The sequence below is a fragment of the Streptomyces nojiriensis genome, from assembly GCF_017639205.1.
Taxonomy (GTDB): domain Bacteria; phylum Actinomycetota; class Actinomycetes; order Streptomycetales; family Streptomycetaceae; genus Streptomyces; species Streptomyces nojiriensis.
This window is the reverse complement of sequence record NZ_CP071139.1, coordinates 350,550-366,723: the sequence shown is the minus strand read 5'-3', so window position 1 is coordinate 366,723 and position 16,174 is coordinate 350,550. Positions and strand designations below refer to the sequence as shown.

Annotated in this window: 16 protein-coding genes and 1 pseudogene; 11 read left to right on the top strand and 6 right to left on the bottom strand. The window is 69.8% G+C overall.

Going from position 1 to position 16,174, the window contains the following annotated elements; all coding sequences use genetic code 11:
* Positions 1–11 precede the first annotated feature (11 nt).
* The 4 genes from JYK04_RS01875 (at position 12) to JYK04_RS01860 (ending at position 2,976) form a co-directional block, all read left to right on the top strand.
* Entirely contained in the window at positions 12–1,244 is a 1,233-nt protein-coding gene (locus tag JYK04_RS01875) for a sensor histidine kinase (protein WP_189747744.1), read from the top strand.
* A 4-nt stretch (positions 1,245–1,248) separates the two neighbouring features.
* On the top strand, positions 1,249–1,938 hold the full coding sequence (locus JYK04_RS01870; RefSeq protein ID WP_229876922.1) for a response regulator: 690 nt from the start codon (positions 1,249–1,251) through the stop codon (positions 1,936–1,938).
* A gap of 211 nt (positions 1,939–2,149) precedes the next feature.
* Entirely contained in the window at positions 2,150–2,689 is a 540-nt protein-coding gene (locus JYK04_RS01865; protein ID WP_189747740.1) for an endo alpha-1,4 polygalactosaminidase, read from the top strand.
* A 29-nt stretch (positions 2,690–2,718) separates the two neighbouring features.
* Positions 2,719–2,976 carry a chitosanase gene (locus tag JYK04_RS01860; RefSeq protein WP_202186015.1) on the top strand — a complete coding sequence of 86 codons (258 nt, stop codon included), beginning with the start codon at positions 2,719–2,721 and terminating at the stop codon, positions 2,974–2,976.
* Here the strand turns inward: JYK04_RS01860 and JYK04_RS01855 are convergent.
* On the bottom strand, positions 2,933–3,619 hold the full coding sequence (locus JYK04_RS01855) for a GntR family transcriptional regulator (protein WP_189747736.1): 687 nt from the start codon (positions 3,617–3,619) through the stop codon (positions 2,933–2,935). The genes JYK04_RS01860 and JYK04_RS01855 overlap by 44 nt on opposite strands.
* A gap of 98 nt (positions 3,620–3,717) precedes the next feature.
* On the opposite strand from JYK04_RS01855, the pseudogene JYK04_RS01850 reads away from it, so the two are divergent.
* The 3 genes and pseudogenes from JYK04_RS01850 (at position 3,718) to JYK04_RS01840 (ending at position 6,337) form a co-directional block, all read left to right on the top strand.
* A pseudogene (locus tag JYK04_RS01850) lies at positions 3,718–4,148 on the top strand (YbhB/YbcL family Raf kinase inhibitor-like protein).
* 34 nt (positions 4,149–4,182) lie between these two features.
* On the top strand, positions 4,183–5,079 hold the full coding sequence (locus JYK04_RS01845) for an SCO6745 family protein (protein WP_189747734.1): 897 nt from the start codon (positions 4,183–4,185) through the stop codon (positions 5,077–5,079).
* Positions 5,080–5,872: 793 nt separating this feature from the next.
* Positions 5,873–6,337: a hypothetical protein gene (locus JYK04_RS01840; protein WP_189747732.1), complete on the top strand. Its 465-nt coding sequence runs from the start codon at positions 5,873–5,875 to the stop codon at positions 6,335–6,337.
* A gap of 250 nt (positions 6,338–6,587) precedes the next feature.
* Here the strand turns inward: JYK04_RS01840 and JYK04_RS01835 are convergent, their stop codons facing one another.
* Complete coding sequence (locus JYK04_RS01835; protein WP_189747730.1) at positions 6,588–7,430, bottom strand: MerR family transcriptional regulator; 843 nt, start codon at positions 7,428–7,430, stop codon at positions 6,588–6,590.
* Between the two features lie 922 nt (positions 7,431–8,352).
* Positions 8,353–8,631 (bottom strand): hypothetical protein, encoded by a 279-nt coding sequence (locus JYK04_RS01830; protein ID WP_189747729.1) that lies wholly within the window; start codon positions 8,629–8,631, stop codon positions 8,353–8,355.
* A gap of 358 nt (positions 8,632–8,989) precedes the next feature.
* Between JYK04_RS01830 and JYK04_RS01825 the strand changes: the two genes are divergently transcribed.
* The gene (locus JYK04_RS01825; protein WP_189747727.1) at positions 8,990–9,421 is read left to right on the top strand and encodes a helix-turn-helix domain-containing protein; all 432 of its coding nucleotides are present in this window, start codon (positions 8,990–8,992) and stop codon (positions 9,419–9,421) included.
* Positions 9,422–9,480: 59 nt separating this feature from the next.
* Positions 9,481–9,768 (top strand): hypothetical protein, encoded by a 288-nt coding sequence (locus JYK04_RS01820; RefSeq protein WP_189747725.1) that lies wholly within the window; start codon positions 9,481–9,483, stop codon positions 9,766–9,768.
* Between the two features lie 169 nt (positions 9,769–9,937).
* On the opposite strand, the gene JYK04_RS01815 is transcribed toward JYK04_RS01820, so the two are convergent.
* The 3 genes from JYK04_RS01815 to JYK04_RS01805 all read right to left on the bottom strand — a co-directional run bounded on the left by JYK04_RS01815 (position 9,938) and on the right by JYK04_RS01805 (position 14,424).
* Entirely contained in the window at positions 9,938–10,231 is a 294-nt protein-coding gene (locus JYK04_RS01815; RefSeq protein ID WP_189747723.1) for a hypothetical protein, read from the bottom strand.
* Positions 10,232–10,652: 421 nt separating this feature from the next.
* Positions 10,653–13,409, bottom strand: coding sequence for an OmpL47-type beta-barrel domain-containing protein (locus JYK04_RS01810; RefSeq protein ID WP_208809262.1), 2,757 nt, complete (start codon positions 13,407–13,409; stop codon positions 10,653–10,655).
* Between the two features lie 301 nt (positions 13,410–13,710).
* Positions 13,711–14,424: a 2-phosphosulfolactate phosphatase gene (locus tag JYK04_RS01805; RefSeq protein ID WP_189747719.1), complete on the bottom strand. Its 714-nt coding sequence runs from the start codon at positions 14,422–14,424 to the stop codon at positions 13,711–13,713.
* Here JYK04_RS01805 and JYK04_RS41840 point away from each other — a divergent pair.
* Positions 14,416–14,538: a hypothetical protein gene (locus JYK04_RS41840; protein WP_268254188.1), complete on the top strand. Its 123-nt coding sequence runs from the start codon at positions 14,416–14,418 to the stop codon at positions 14,536–14,538. The two genes, JYK04_RS01805 and JYK04_RS41840, sit on opposite strands and share 9 nt — an antisense overlap.
* 389 nt (positions 14,539–14,927) lie before the next feature.
* Positions 14,928–15,137 (top strand): hypothetical protein, encoded by a 210-nt coding sequence (locus JYK04_RS01800; protein ID WP_189747716.1) that lies wholly within the window; start codon positions 14,928–14,930, stop codon positions 15,135–15,137.
* Positions 15,138–16,174: the final 1,037 nt, after the last annotated feature.

Below are 16,174 nucleotides of genomic sequence, written 5' to 3'. Positions count from 1 at the left end.
AGGATACGGAAATGACGTCCCGTCAGGCATCTTGGGGCCTCTCACGGCTCCGGGCGCCGCTCAACCGGTGGAGGGAAGAGGGCGCCTCCTTCCAGGACGGCGTCCTGGCCCTGGTGCTCGCGCTGCTCGCCTTCGCGCCGACCCTGTCGAACATCGGCGCGCAGATCGGCGATCTGCCGGAGCGGCCGGCGAGCGTGCTGAGCATCGCGCTGACCCTGGCCCAGACGCTGCCGCTGGCGGCCCGGCGCCGGTGGCCCGCCGCCTGTCTGGCCGTCGTCGCCGCTGCGTTCGCCGCGCACCAGGCGCTCGGCTTCGCGACGACGTTCGGCAGCATGGGCCTGTACGTCGCGCTGTACTCGGCCGGGGCCCATCAGGTCCGCTTCCGCCGGAGCACGGCGGCCGCGGCGAGTGCGGGCTACGTCGCCCTGGCCTTCGTCCTGAACCGTCTCGGCTCACCACTGGGCGTCGCGGACTTTTCCGCGTTCTACCTGACTCTGGCTGCGATCTGGCTGGTCGGGAGCAGCGTGTGCGTGCGCAGGTCGCAAGAGGCGGAGCGGCGGCGGCTGGCCGCCGAGGTGGCCACGGCGGCCGAGCGGGCCCGGATCGCCCGCGAGCTGCACGACGTGGTCACCCACCACGTGACGGCCATGGTGGTCCAGGCCGACGCGGCACAGTTCCTGATCACTTCCGCACCGGAGCGGGCCGGAGAGGGGCTGGTTGCCGTCAGCGACACCGGGCGGCGGGCGCTGAGGGAGCTTCGGTATCTGCTCGGCGTGCTGGAGGCGACCGGCGAGAGCGCGGCCGCAGAGGCGGCGCGTGCGGAGCGGGCCCCGACCCTGGGGCGGGTGACGGACCTCGTCGAAGGGGCCCGCAGGTCCGGCCAGCCGGTCGAGTTCAGCGAGCAGGGCGAGCGGCGGCCGCAGCAGGTGAACGTGGAACTGGCCGCCTACCGTGTGGTGCAGGAGGCGCTCACCAACGCGATGAAGCACGCGGCCGGGCAGCCGACACGGGTCTCGGTCCACCACGGCGGGGAACGCATCGAGATCACGGTGATCACCGACGGATCCGCCGGCTCCCCGCAGGCCGCACCAGTACTGCACGGGCCGGGACCGCAGGGCGGGCGAGGTCTTGCCGGGCTGCGCGCCCGGGTGCGGATGCTCGATGGTCAACTGGGGGCCGGACCCCGGCCCGAGGGCGGATTCGAGGTCCGCGCCACGATTCCCACCAAACCCCTGCAGGAGTAGCCCCGTGAGCCAGAGCGACGCGCCGCCGCCGATCCGCGTACTCGTCTGCGACGACCAGGCACTGGTGCGCACGGGCTACGTGACCATCTTCTCCGCGCAGCCCGACATGGAGGTCGTCGGCGAGGCCGAGAACGGGCACGAGGCGGTCCAGGCCGCGCGGAGGCTGCGTCCCGACGTGGTCGTGATGGACATCCGGATGCCCCTGCTCGACGGCATCCAGGCCACCTCGCAACTGGCCGGACCCGATGCCGAGGACCCGCCGAAGGTCCTGGTCGTCACCACCTTCAACGTCGACGCGTACGTGTACGACGCCCTCAGGGCCGGAGCGAGCGGCTTCCTCCTCAAGGACGCACCACCGGCCGAGCTGGTCAACGGGATCCGGACGGTGGCCCGGGGCGAGGCCCTGCTCGCGCCCGCGGTCACCCGCCACCTCATCGGCCACTTCGCCGAGCACATCCGTCGCACCAACCCCGAACACGAGAAGGTCGTCAAGGCACTGACACCGCGCGAGCTGGAGGTGTTCCGGCAGGTGGCCGAGGGCCTGTCGAACGCGGAGATCGCCGAAGCCCTCTTCGTCGCCCCGGAGACCGTCAAGACCTACGTCTCACGGATCCTGGCCAAACTGGGCCTGCGCGACCGGGTCCAGGCGGTCGTCCTGGCCCACCGCGCCGGCCTGGTGTCCGGCACCGCCTGACCGCCTGACCGACCGGCCCCGACCCGCCTGGAGGCCGTCCGGCCGGCACCTCGAAACGGCATGCGTGAGCCGGTGGCGCCACGCCACGGACCCGTTCGTCCTCCCGCCGTCCGCCGGGACGCCGTTCCCGCATGCCTGCCTGCCCGTCACGCGGACGAATTGACCCACGAACTCTCGACCTGGAGGTCTCCATGCCCATGAAACAGCGGACTTGTACCGGCCGGACGGCCGCGGCGCTCACGGTGGCGGCCCTGGCCGGCGCCTTCACGATGTCCGGCTGCTTGAGCGAAGGCGGCCGGGCAGCGGACGAGACACCGTCACGGCGCAGCACGCGCCCGGCGCGTACAACATCCGCTACATCAACGCCTTCCAGGCCCAGCCGGGAGCGGGCAGGGAGTGGAAACCCGATCTGCTGCTGCGCGTCGCGTCCGGAGCGGTGGTCATGGACAACGACTGGAACGAGGCGATGCCGGATGTCCGCACCGGCGCCAAGCGCCGCCGGATCGCGCAGACGATGTACGCGTGGATCGACGACTGCGCGGCCAAGCGCTACCAGGCCGCCGACCCCGACAACTGCGACACCTACCCCGCACCCCAAAGGCCTGCCGACCCCCGCCGACGCGAAGGCCTTCCTCGGGCGCTGACGGGTTGCACCCCGCCCGCGAGCCCGTCCCCGGCACCTCCGCCCTCGTCCTGGCACCCGGTCTGGTCGGACGACTTCGACGGCGCCGCCGGCACCCGGCCGGACTGACCGCCGAGCAGCGGCGCCGTGCCGACCAGTTGGTCAGCCTCTTCGGGAACAGCACCACCGAGATCCAGTACGGCTACGCGAAGAACATCCGCGACGGCAGGGGCGTCACGGCTGGCCGGGCGGGGTTCACCACCGGCGACGGCGACGCGCTCAAGGTGATCGAGGCATACGCCGTCCGATCCGCGGACAACCCGCTGTCCCGGTTCATCCCCGAGCTACGGCGCCTGGAGGACCCGATCCTCCTCAGAGGCCTGAATCGTCGGTCAGAGCCGCCGCGGTCAAGGTGAGGTGCTGGACCAGGAGCGCGGCTGCGGTGTCGGCGTCGCGGGCCAGCGCCGCCTCCTCCAGCCTGCGATGTTCCTCGGCGCCGTCCCGGTCGGGGTTGCGGTGAGCCGACCAACGGCGGGCCAGCTCACTCGCGGTCCACAAACGGTCGAAGGTCTCCAGCAGTGCGCTGTTGTCACACCCCTCCAGCAAGGTGCGGTGGAAGGCCTTGTGAGCCTCGGCCCACGCGCTTGTGTAGTACTCGCTCTCCTGCGGCACGTACGCCGGAGTGCGCACCAGGCGATGGTGGGCGGCCCGCACGCGGGCCTCCCAGTCGACGTCGCCGCGTTCGATGGACATGCGCAGTACGACCGGTTCGACGGTCCGGCGGGCTTCCGCGATCTCTTGCCAGCGGCGGTCGGAGAAGGACGGGACCGCGAAACCGCGGTTGGGCAGCCGGTCGGCGAGCCCCTCGCCGACCACCCGCACGAGCGCCTCGCGCACCACGGCCAAGCTCACGCCCTGCTCCTTGGCGAGATCCTGCGGTTTGAGGGGGGCGCCGGGGGAGTGGTCCCCGCGCATGATCGCGTCTCGCAGGTGTGCGTAGACCTGCTCGGAAAGCATCTGCTTCCCCGGCGGGCTGGAGGAGTGCGCCGTCTGAGTCATGAGCCCATCCTAGACGATCCACTAGATAATCGATTATCCATGTTACTGTCGATTCAGGAGCTGATGAGGACGTCCTCGTCCGGAAAGGAACGACAGCCGTGCCTGCCAACGACTCCTTCGCCCGTCTTTCCCAAGCGGGCCTCGCTCACTGTCACCAGCACCGGCACCCAGAGCTATGCCGTCACCGTCCACGACCCGACGCCCCCACCGAGTCCGGGTTCTGACACTGGGAGGTCGCCGCTATCCCCGCCACCGTCACCGAGCTCCCCGAGAGCGCCGGCGACGGCACCGGCTCACAACTGCCTGAGGGTGTCTACCGGTTGCCCAACGACGCCCGCGTGGCCCACTACTTCGGCGCCGCCCCGCCGGCAGGACGCGACCCGCACCGTCAATTCATCGCGGTGCACGCCCTCGACATCCCCGCCAGAGGCGTCCCGGCCGACACCACACCGGCCGTCCTCGGCTTCACCGCGGCCGGTCACACCCTCGGCGCGCCGTGTTGATCGCCACTGCCGAAACACCCGCCTGACAGCGCCGCCCGACTCCCCGGAGGCACCACCGCCATGCACCTCGACAACCTTCCCGACTCCGCCCTCCTCGGCGACGGCCCGATGGACCTGAACGCCGTCCGTGACGTCAGCCGCGTCGTCAGCGCCGCCCACCTGTTCATCTACCTCGCCCCCGAGAGCGCCGAGGAGGCCGCCGGGCTCGGCGTGACCGACCGCGGGCCGGCGTATCTGGCCTTCCGGTCGGCCGCGATGGGCGCGGTTCCGTGGCAGGTCACGCTCGCGGCCTTCTACAACTTCAGCCCGCGGGCAGTGCGGGCCATGGCGGGCGTGTGGGACGCCGCGCCGCCTGAGCGGTGGCAGGCCGCCCGTTTCCTGGCCGCCGGTCGGGCGATGCGGCGCGTCAACGTGCATCTCACGGACGGCCACCTTGCCGAGGCGCGCTTGCTGATCGACCCTGTCGTCGCCGGTGCCGAGTACGCCGGCAAGGTGCTGGCCGCTGCGAACGCCTCGGTCGCGCTTCCCTCCGATCCTCTTGTCGCACTGTGGCAGCAGATCACGGTGGCGCGCGAGTGGCGCGGCGACGCCCACCTCGTTGTACTCGCCGACAACGGCCTCGGGCCGTGCGACTGCCTCGTTCTGCACACCGCAACCGGCCGCCTCCCGACAGCTCTCGCGCGAGCGACCCGTCAGTGGGACGACGAGGAGTGGAGCGCAGCGACCGCACGCCTCGTCGCGCGCGGCTGGCTCGACTCCCACGGCGTGGTAACCGACGCCGGCAGTGCGGCACGCGAGCGCATCGAAGTGGAAACGGACGAGCACTGCGCCGAACTATGGGCGCCGATCGGCACCGCGGGTACCCGCCGCTTTGCCTCGCTCATCGCGCCGATCGCCAACGCGTTCACCGCGGCGGGAACGTTCCAGGCCGTTCATGGACGGTCTGATCTCGCATGAACGGTCCTTTGCGCGAGCAAGATCAATAATGAGCCGCAGGCCCCCGCGGGTCCCGGATCCGTTCACAGAACTCGTTCTCATTCAAAAGCGGACGGACCGAGACTTGCCTGGTGTGAAATCCGGTCCCATGACGGACCCTCGGCAGCTCTCCCCGACTGACCGGACGGACGCCGACGACGTTGAACAGCACGCCTGTCGCAAGTGTGACGCCAACCCGGATCTTCTTCTGTCGAGGCGCCTGGGTGGAGCGGCGGGTGTGGTAGGCGGGGCGGGTCCTGACCCCGGCCGACCGCGGCCCAGGCCGGCCTTGGCGGTCCGGCACCCCACCCCCGGCGCCTCTGGTGTGTTTCCGCTTCCATCGGTCGTCTCCGATCACGCGGAAGGGGGAGCACCCTCCTGGCCGTGGTGACCGGGGGCGTGTGGTGGGGAGTTGGGTGCTGGCGGTGGGTAGTCACCACCGCACACGCGGACCGGCCATCCTCGGGCCGAGAGGCGCGGGGAAGGGGAATAGGTCGTCCAGCACCGTCACCTTCACCGTCTACAGCCGAGATGACCGGGAAAATGACGGAACGCCAAGTCCGGCTGCGGAGGCCATGACGTACGCAGTTTCACATAATCCCGTCCCTCGCAATCAAGCGCCGAGGTAACGCACCGCGATGGCTCCCCAAGATCTGTGCCAGAACCTCGTTTTCACGTACGCAGCCGCATCAGACCGAGTCGCATACGGCCCCAAAGTGCCTGGCAAGTACGAAGTCCTGGACGGTGCCCGCCGGCATGAGTCAGCCTGGATGCCGTGGACGGAGTCAGCGTGGGAACGGTACTTGCCTTGGTCGGCGTCCTTTTGGGAACCATGGGCACACTCGTGGGACAGCACATGGCAACTCGCGTTGAGATGCGACGCGACCTGCAACGCCGAGTGGAGACCGAGCGGGCAGAGCGCAAGGAAGTCATCCTGACATTCCTGGCCGCCGCACAGAAGGTCGAACTGGTGCTGGACCGAAGGAGCTTGGGTCTGCCAGCTTCGGATGAGCCCGAAGACCAGATCCTCCACGCGTTGTGGCTCGCCGAAAAGGCCGTTGAACTGGTCTGCCTGCATGAGGTCGCTCAAGCCGCGCGTCGCTACACCGAGGCACTCCACCAGATCGTCCGCGACGTGGCGGCAAACGGCCGGGCACCCACCAAGCGCGAGTGCCGTCTCGCCTTCGTGGAGGCGGCCAGGAGCGGCCTCGGCAGCGACCGCCCGCAACTGCGGCGATGACATATTCGGGGCGGTACCCCTGCCTCCTGCCGGCCTCCTCGCCTTCACGGAAAAGCGGCCAGAGCCTTGAAGACGGCCAAGGATGCTCCTCGCATCACTCTCTCTGGTGTTCAACGAAGTGGGGAGTTTCAAGGAGCGTGGTCCGGGTCGGCGGCTTGGGTTCCCGCTCGTGGAGTGTGCGGGCCGTGTCGAGACGCCGGTTTCGGGTCGGCGGCCCGTCCGGGATCCTCACGCACGGCCACACCAGCGATCAGCTGCCTGCGGCGAGGCCCCCGTGAAGGAGCCGTGCCGTGAGCTCCATACACCGCGTCCGGGCCGCGGAGAAGCCGTAGGGCATCTTGGTTATCGCTTCGAAGGCACTCATCTGGGGTTCCTCCTCGCAGCTCGCCTCGGCGTCGTAGATTTCGAAGAGCTTCTCCTCAGCCACGTCCAGTCCGGCGGCTTCAATAGCCTGGAGCAGGGCCTCGTGGTGGGCGCAGTGTTGCGCGGCAAGTTCCTCGACCTGCGGGTCGTGGGGGTCGACGGTGTCATCGAGGGCGGCGTCGGCCGCGTCGAGGCGGTCTGCCTCGGCCCGTAGGGCGGGATGGGTCGCCAGGGTGATGAACACGCTGGCCTGAATTGCCGCTCCCAGCGGCCCGAAGATCCGTTCCGTGACCAGCAGGGCGTCCAGGTCGGAGGGGCGCAGTGCGCCAGGCGGTAGGTGGCTGAGCCGATCCGTGACCAACGGGGAGAGCAAGCCCAGTGGGCTGCCCACGACCCGCAGGCGCTGGACTGCCGCGCGCTGACGCTTTATGTCGGCCTCCTGGGCAGCCAGGGTCTCCTCCAGCCGGCCCAGGACGTCCTCGACGTCCCGGGCTTCGTCGAAGGCGGCCCGCATGTCGTCCAGGCCGATGCCGGCTTCGGACATCTTGCGGATCCACAGCAGGCGGATCATGTCGTCGTAGCCGTAGCGGCGGCGTCCGTCTCCGCCTCGCTCGGGCTCCGGCAGCAGCCCGATCTGGTGGTAGTGACGAATGGCGCGCGGGGTGGTTCCGGCGAAGGCGGCGGCATCGCCGATCTTGACCTCGCGGGGAGGCGTGGCGGAGGGGTACATCGCAGACAGGGCCTTTCGTGCTGTGGTGCCCTCGACGACACCACATGCCGCTACGGCATGTGCAACTACCAGCGGCCGGATTCTCGCTCGTTGTGCTCCGTGGAACACGTGCTCTGCGCCGAGCCCATCGCATGGGTTCAGCAACGTGACCAACGGAGCCCCGAGCATGCCCTCCCCGGGGGCTGCCATGCTGGCCAGCGCCAATCCTGGTCCGAGTTCACGCCGACTGATGCATCCGATGCAATTCCGCTCGTTCCTCGATCCGTACGTCCTCCCGGCCGCCGTAGCGGCCGATGAACCCCCGGAACCTCCGCCTGGCGCTACCGGTGCTGCTCCAGGTTCCGGCGACGGCGGGAGAGGACGGAGGCCCGAAGCGAAGCCTGACGTGAAACGGCACATGCGGATCACGAGCGGTCGAAATCCTTGCTGCAAGCGGCCAGCCGGAGGAAGGCCGCCGCCTCCTGATCTTGCTTACCAGTCGCTGTGCGGTCGGCACGCCTTGTTATCGAAGAATCACCGTCATCGGGGCCGCCCTCGGCGCCCTGGCCTCGGTCGGTCTCGCCACCGCGCCGACCGCTTCGGCGACGACCTGCCACGGGTGCGTCTATCCGCGCGTCTGCTTCTTGGCCTGACAATGCGGCCGCGATGGGCAGCCTCGACGCCCAGGGCATTTGACGTCGCCCGTGTCTTCGCCGACGCGCACGCGGCGGGTGTCGGTGTGGACCAGGCCGTCGCCGCCGCCCCGGCCACCGGCAGCAGACCGCGCCGGCCAGGACCGCGGGGAGCGCACGGTGACTGCGCCGGCCCGCCTCCTGCTCGTGGCGCGGTGATCCTTGCGGGGTGTGGATGTGACGACGCCCCTGCCGCCGGGGAGGCGGCAGGGGGCAGGGCTGGGTATCGCGCGCTCGGAGGAAGGGAGACGTTAGGGGTTGTAGACCCAGGTGGAGCAGCCCGAGTGATCCTCGCAGACACGGAACTGCGTGATGCGGGTGCCGGGGAAGTCGGTCCACGGCCCCCAGTTGCCGTCGCTGCCGTTGCCGTCCCAGACGTAGGTGTGCCCGCCGGCCGCCGTATACACCTCGGCATACACGCCGTTGCCGTCGCGCTCCCCGTCGTACGCGCGTGCCCCTCCCGACCATGCCTCGGCCCTGTTGGCTCCGCGGCCGACGGTCGTAGCTGACGCCGACGTTGCGGTGGTCACTCCGATCAACGCCGCAACACCCAACACCGTCGCGGACCTGATGAGCCCTCGGATCTGCACAGGTGTCCCCTTTCACTACGAATGTGATGTCATGGGCACAACGAGGATGCCAGTCCCGTTTCACCCCGTCAGGGTTCCGCAGAGGAATGGCCGAGACCTCCCCTCCTATGGCCGCCACGTCCCGTTGAGTACAGATGGAGCTGGCGGAGATCTTCAAGCGCCTGAGCGGTGCCGCGGGGATCAGGATGCTGACGTGTTCACGCCGGCCCCGGATGGGCGCGGCAGCGTGGCCGCGGCCGCCCAGGCCGCCTACCGGGCTGGCCGGTAAGGGACGGGGGTGGGAGGTCCTGAACTGCCCGTGGACTGCACGGTCCGGTTCCGCGGCGCGCTGGCCGCCGAGCTGCGCTCGCTGCGCACCGAGGCGCGGCTGACGTGCGACGAGCTGGCGGTCAAGACCGGCCTGCCGGCAGCGGCGCTCAAGCGCGCCGCGTCCGGGCGGACCGTACCCGCGGTCGCGCAGGCGGCCGGACAACCCGACGCCCCTGTGCGGGCCGCGGCTGTGCCGCAGGTGCTGCCGATCGGGGTCGCGGTGTCCGCGCTCCCGCTCGCGGTCAAGGACGGGAGCGGACGGAAGGAGATCGGCAGCCCGGACGTCAGCCATTCCGATCTGCGCGAGAACCGAGCCATGGCAGGATGGCCTCATGTTGATCCGAAAGGGCGATGCCGCGTAGGCGTCCAAAGGCCGTCCGCGCCGAGCGGTGGCGGCCACGATGGCAGTATTCGGTCCTGAGGGTCCAAGGTGTCTCCGCGCGGACTCGTGCAGCAATCTGCCGGGTCGAAGACCAGGAGATGTGGCCCAACGCGGTCGCCACTGCGCTCTCCCGCTTCGAGTGGGCCTTCAAGCAGCCTGGACGCTACCTGAACGCCTCCCAGGCCTGTTCGCCCGGGATCGAAGTGGAAGATGCCCGTGACGAACTGGAGTTGGCGATGCGGCACCTTCCCCCTGGAGCCAAAAGGGACTTGGGCCGACTGATCGCGCGCATCGATCAGGAATTCGAGCGCCGTACCTTGCCGGAGCCCAATTGCCTCGAGTGGGCAATGGACGGCTGGTGGTGGTCCAGGATGCGTGAACGCTGAAGGACCCGGGCCCTTCTCTGCAACCGAACGAAACCGTTACCCTCCGCAACCGCTCCCTGGATCTGTGCCCGAACCGAGATCTGGCAGCGGTTGTCGTCGTGGCCGGCATCAGCCGGTGCCTGGCCGACGTTGGAATCTCGGCGAGAGGCAGCAGCGGCCCGCGTCCGGCTCAGGGGCGAACCGCGCGGACGTGGTCGGCTGAGAGGTGGAGTTCGTACGGCAGGCAGCAGTCGGAGCAGAGGGTCGCGACCAGGGTTCCGCAGGCGCACAGCTGGTTCATTCCGCCGTCCGGGGTCGCTCCGCAGCAGGCGGGGGATGCATGCTGCAGCCTCAGGCCGCGGGCGTCGCCCGGGTTGATGACGATGTTGCCTCGCGGGCCCTGCGACACCAGCGGCTTCCCCTCCACGTTCCAGTGCTCCCCGTGGCGCGGCATCACCGGCCCGGGCGCCTGGGCGACGACCAAGGGCCCACCGTACGGTTCCGTCTCGATCGCATAGCAGCCCGACGGCACGGTCGCCGGTGACGGACCCGGCTCATCGGCGTCCCACCATGCGTAGTACGGAGCCTCGGGAACTCCGGGCAGCAGTGTGAGTGGCCCCGTCAGGGGGACGCCACATGTTGCGCACACGAACACCACCGTTTCAGACTCTGCAGCCCCGTCGGTGATGTCAGCGGGCAGGGCGGCCTGCCTCTGTTCCGGCTTGTCGGGGCCCTGATCCTGGTTTCGCTGATCGTGCATTCGCTGACCGTACGCGGCACGCTGCCAGGCGCGGCGGCCACCCCCGGCCGGACCGGCGCACGACACGCTGCCGGGCCGTGACGCGCACCGGCCCAACCCTGAGGGACTGGGGTCGGGCCGGTGCGTTCCGACGGGAGTTTGGGTGTCAGCGCAGGGTGAAGGGTGCCACGTGGGTGGTGGTGTCGGCTCCGCTGATGGTGAATTCGAGGTTGTAGTTGCCGTTGGGCAGGTTCTGGGTGCTGACGGGGAGGCTGTAGGAGGAGAGGAGGTAGCTGAACCGGCCTGTGACGGGCCTGGTGACGGGGCCGGTGATGCGGGCGGCGGTGAGCGTGATGTTCGAGCTGGAGAGGTTGTTGCCGTTCGCGTCGCAGATCCGCAGGCTGATCACGACCTGGCCGAGCAGGCGGACCGGGCGGTTCGGGTCGTAGAGCAGGCAGATCCGGTACCCCACGTTGTAGTTGACGGTCTTGGTGGACGGGTTGGTGGCGTTGTCCGTGGCGTTGACCATGAACGTGTGCGAGCCGAGCGTCGAGGTGTTGATCGGGCTGCCGTTGGGGACCGTGCCCACGCAGCTCGCCACCCCCGAGGTGGCGTCCGTGCACGAGTAGGACGCGGTGACCGGCTGGCGGTACAGATAGGTGCCGGCCGCCGGGCGCACGATGGTGATCACCGGACCCGCGGTGTCGAGCCGGACCGTGATCGTCTGTACGGGGGAGGTGTTGCCGGCGGCGTCGGTGGCGGTGTACGTCACCGTGGTGACGCCGTTCGTGGTGATGGCCACGGTGGCTGCCGCACCGGGGACGTCGGTGGAGGCGGCCGGCTGGGCGCCGCTCGCGCTGTAAGTGATCTTCTGGACGCCGGAGCCGCAGGATCCGTCGAGTGCTCCGATGTTGACGTTCGCGGGGCTGGCGGTGTTCCAGCCGGCGCTGTTCGGCGTCGGCGAGATGGTTGCGAAGGTGGCTGGTGGGGAGGTGTCCGGGTCGTAGGTGAACCGGCCGGCGGCGGTGACCGGGCTGGTGCCGTTGGCGTTGGTCACGGTGACGTCCACGGTGCCCCGAGCCTGCTGTGGCGCCTGCGCGGTCAGTTCCTCGGGCCCGATGACGTTCACGTTCGTCGCCGGCACGGAGCCGAAGTTGACGGTGGCACCGCTCGTGGGGAATTCCGTGCCGCGGACGGTCACGGTGTTCACACACTGGGCGAGTTCGGGTGCGTGGTTGGGGGTGACGCCGGTGACGGTGGGCGGGGACAGCGTGACCCGGTCCATCGCCGTGCTCCAGTCACCGCCGAAGGATCCGGTGTTGGCGACGGCGCCGATCTGCTGGACCGTCCAGACGTCCTTGGGGTTGCTGGGGTCGCGGGCGGTGCCCGAGTAGTCACCCCAGCGCGGCCTGCCGAGGCAGCGGCATGCGTAGGCCTCGGTCCCCGCGGCGTAGAAGTCGCCGAACGTCCTCGCCGGGAAGTTGCCGCCCGGAACGGCGATGGCGACCGCGGTGGGGAACATGGTGGAGGAGGAGGCGGTGAATCCGGAGAACAGGTCGTCCTCGTCGTTCAGTGCCAGCGAACCGTAGTAGATGTCGCCGCCCACCATGCCGAGGTCGAGGTTGGTCGTCAGGGTCTGCGTGCCGCCGGTCGAGATCTGGATGTACCGCTGGCAGGCGTGGACCGCTGTGTCACCGACGGGTGTGCAGCTGACGTTGAAGACGCCCCACAGGCGGTTGTTCTGCCAGACGACCGACAGGATCCGGTCCTCGTTGGTCTCGATCGAGGAGTCGCCCCCGGCCGGCTGGACCGCGTCCGGCGGCGGCGGGGCGGTTCCGATGGCGACGGTGTTCTCGGTCTGGTTGACCGGGCTGACGCCGGGCACACCGGTGATGGTGGTCACCACCATGTCGGTGCCGGCGTGCTCCAACGCGAGCTGGTCGTTGATCCCTGACAGCGAGACGGCCGGGGCGACCTCGCCCTTGGTGTTGTCCTGGCCGAACGTGATGATGGTGACCGCGGGGCCGCCGGCCAGGAGCTCCGCCTTGTTGACGACCGCGGTCACCTCGCCGAGGAAGGTCTTGGGGTTCGTGGTCAGGTCGTAGTTGTTCCAGGTCAGCGTGACCTTGTCGTTGGTGTAGCCGAGCTTGGGCCGGTCGTGCTGCACGTTGCCGGTGTTGGCGGCAGCGACGTAGACGGACCAGTTCCCGCGGGGGTCGGAGGTGTCGCTGACGGCGACGTCGACTTCGTCGCCACCGGTGAGGAGCCCCTCGTACGCGGCGAAGAAGCGATTCGACCCCGCGTCGTAGTGCACCCGAGGGTCACCGCCGCTGTTCGCCGCGAAGCCGAAGAACGATCCCAGGTCGAAGGTGGCACCAACCCGGTTGCCGGCCTTGTCGTAGACCTGCCCCGACCGGTTGATGAACTGAACGATGTGCGTGGGCCCGACCGCAAGCTGCGTGTCGGAGGGCGCGGTTCGCGCGGCAGCGGCGTTGTCCGCGTTCCCGAGCGTACGGAAGGTCTTCAGCCGCTCGATGACGGCGGTGGACGGCGCCGCCTTCGAAGACCCTCCGGTCTCCGTGGCCTTCGGGGTCAGGGCCGCGGCGGTGGCCGGCAGGCTCGCTTCCCGCCTCGGCCCCGCAGGCGCCCGCCGCTTCGGAGCGGGGAGGGACGGCCGTACTTGCGGCTTGGCGGTGCTCTGGGGTCGCGGCAGCGACCGGACGTCGACGCGCCGCTTCAGCGGAGCGCGCGTCAGGGTTCCCTCCCCGTCCGCCCGCGCCGGCCCGGCGGCCGTGCGCGGGGCGCCGGGACGCGGCTCGGCAGCCACCCCGGCGGCCGGTGTCACCGTGGCGAGCGCGACAGCGAGAACGAGGACCAATGCGCGCGGCCAGCCGCGCGCCGCGCGGAGTGCTCGCCGGTTCACTTCGGGAAGCCGTCCCAGCGCCATGGGATCCGCCCTTCAGTCTGCTTCGGAAGGCCGGTCCCGCCCATGGACCGCCAACGAGCGGTCGTTGTCCTGCAGTAGTCGATGACCATGGGCGGGTGTCTAGCGGAAGGACGTCCTGTCGGCTCCCGTCAGAGGATCGGCATGCCGACGCATCCCCCGCACGGACCTATGCCGGGCCGAGCGGCGGACTGGAAAAGCGTAACTTCGAGTGATATCGGGCCAGAACCTCACCAGCCGGGGTACCTGCCATCCCGGCCTCGCACACCTGGTGAAGCTGCTATGACGATCGCGGCTGTCTTGCGCACCGCGACTGCCAAGAAGGCCGCAGCACAGTCAGAGAGTCTTCCTGGCGAGCGACCATCGCGAAGGAGAACCTGTCCATCTGCAGGCACAGGTCGACATCGTCGGGATGAACACCCTGGTATCCGCGTCGCACCCCGTCGGCGAGGTCGGCGGCTGCCCGGGAGGTCCTCGCACGGTGGAGATGCGGGGCCGCCTCGGCGTCGCCTCCGGCGAGATGCTGAGCGATGTATTCAGCGCAGGCCAGGTCTTCAGCGGCCTGGCCTGCGTCGCCGGTCACGACGAATGTCACCGGCCCGGAACCCTCCGCCTTCAGGAACCGCGCTGTCGCGCCGGCCACCACGAAACTCGCGCACAAGACAAGGGGCGCGCTCGCGACGGCCAGCGCGCCGACGGTTCCGGATGTCGTCTTCTGCACCACCGTGCGACCGGCCAGATCGAGTGACCGGATCAGACCGGGTGAGTTCACCGTGTCGAAGCCTGCTGCCGGGGCACCGTCCTTCAGAGCCAGCCAGCCCGAACGACTCTCCTTGAGGGCCAGCGCCTCACCATCGGACGAGGCCAGGACGATCTTCTCCGCGCCGCGCGAGAACGCCCAGGCAGCGACGGTGAAGGCCCGCATCACGTCGACGACGACCGCAACGCGCGGAACGTCAGCCAGGTCCGGAATACCAACGAAACGATGATCCATCTCGCCATTCTCGCCGAGGCCCGCATCGCACCCCCATCGGGCTATCCGGCGCAGGTCACCGAGCCTTGGGACACGGCTGTGCCGTCATTCGGCATCGACATTCGGGCCCCCTGATCACCAACTGCCTCCGGAATCAGTCGACAAACGCCGCTCCTGGAGATCAACGAAGCCACGGCCGAGCGTGAAGCCGGGAGAAGGCTCGTAAGGCCGCCGAGAAGGCGAAGGTCGACGCCCATGCGGCCGCGAAGGAGGCCGCCGAGGGCACGGGCGAGGAGTTCACCGTAGCCCTGGAGCCGGTTACTGAGGCAGACATCGCCTCGGAGCTCGCCCGGCGCGGCGCCGTCCGCAGCGCGCGCATTACCGCAGCCTCGATCGAGGTCGCCGCCATCGCGCCCGGCTACACGAAGGCCCCGCAGAAGCCGGAACCCGGCAGGGCTCGCGCGACTGCCGCGACCCACCTCGGCGCCGCCTGCAAGGCCGTCGCGCCGCGCACCGTGGAGGCGTTGGCCAAGGAGGACCCGGAGAAGGCGCGTCAGCTCCTCGATGCGGCGGAAGCTGAACTCCGCAAGGCCGAGCGCCGCATTGCCGACGGTCGCAAGGCGGTCGACAAGAGTGCCCCCACCCTCCCGTCTCCCCGAGCAGAGGTTTCTACCGAAGACGTCACCGACGCTGACATTGTCGAGGACGGGACCAGCGCACCGGCCAACACCTGACTTCTGCCCTGAGGCACGGTGACGCCCTCCTCCATGAGGCCGTCACCGTGCCAGCGATGTCTCCAATTGGAAACATCGCGAACCGCGCTCCTGCAGCGGGTTCAGCGTTTGACGCGTCCTCGGACGGCAAGGGCGGCGAAACCGGGCAAGATGAGCTCGGTGAATGGGAGGCCATCTCGATGACCGCCGCGCCGCCCGAGGAGACCACAAGCTTGCTCTCTCGACCCGTTCACGTGACCATCGCGTCACGCCCGGCCGTGGACGTCGTCGGGTACCGGTGAAGTCCCCGATCTCGCGCATGCCCGGTGCCAGGGCACTCCGCCTGGTCGCTGCCGCCCCGCACGGCCACCTGTGCCCGGAAGAAGACCCAGCGGGCACCTTCCACCCGGTCTCCGGAATTCCCCGCCGGGTCGCCCCTGTGCGCGCCCTGCCGCTCCGGCCGGCCCAGCCGGGGGAGGCGGACATGGGACCCGCCGACCTCGGGTAGTGGAGCGTTACGCCAGCCCTCATCGCGCCGCCCCCGCCCAGGTGGTTGGAGAGGTTGTTGAGGGCGCTGGCGAGGTCGGGCAGGTAGGCGTCGGGGTTCGCCTCGGCCAGGGAGCGGTAGCGGCGGGTGAGGGTGGTGGCGAGGCGGGCGGCGGTGGTGGCGAGGCGGTGGCTGGTGCGGGGGAATCGGCCGTACAGCGCGTCGAGGTCGTCGAGGGTGGTTGCGGGGTCGGTGGTGATGGTGTCGAGGGCGGTGGTGAGTGGGGTGGGGTGGGGTGGTCGGTGCGGGTGGCGGTGGTGACGATGTGCGGGCTGAGTTGCCGGTGGTGGCGAATGCAGAGGTCGGTGAGGTGGGTGTCGAGCCTGCCTCGGAAGGCGGGGTGGGCGGCGGCGCGGCTGTAGACGGTGAGGAGTTGTTCAGCCTGGGTGCCGCCGACTCCGTCGAGGAGGCGGTCGGCGAGGTGCGGGTCGGCGTCGAGGGTGCGGCCGGTGTGGCGTTCGGCGAGGCGGTCGGGTTGCAGGGCGCCCCACGGTGGACCGTTCCGCGACCT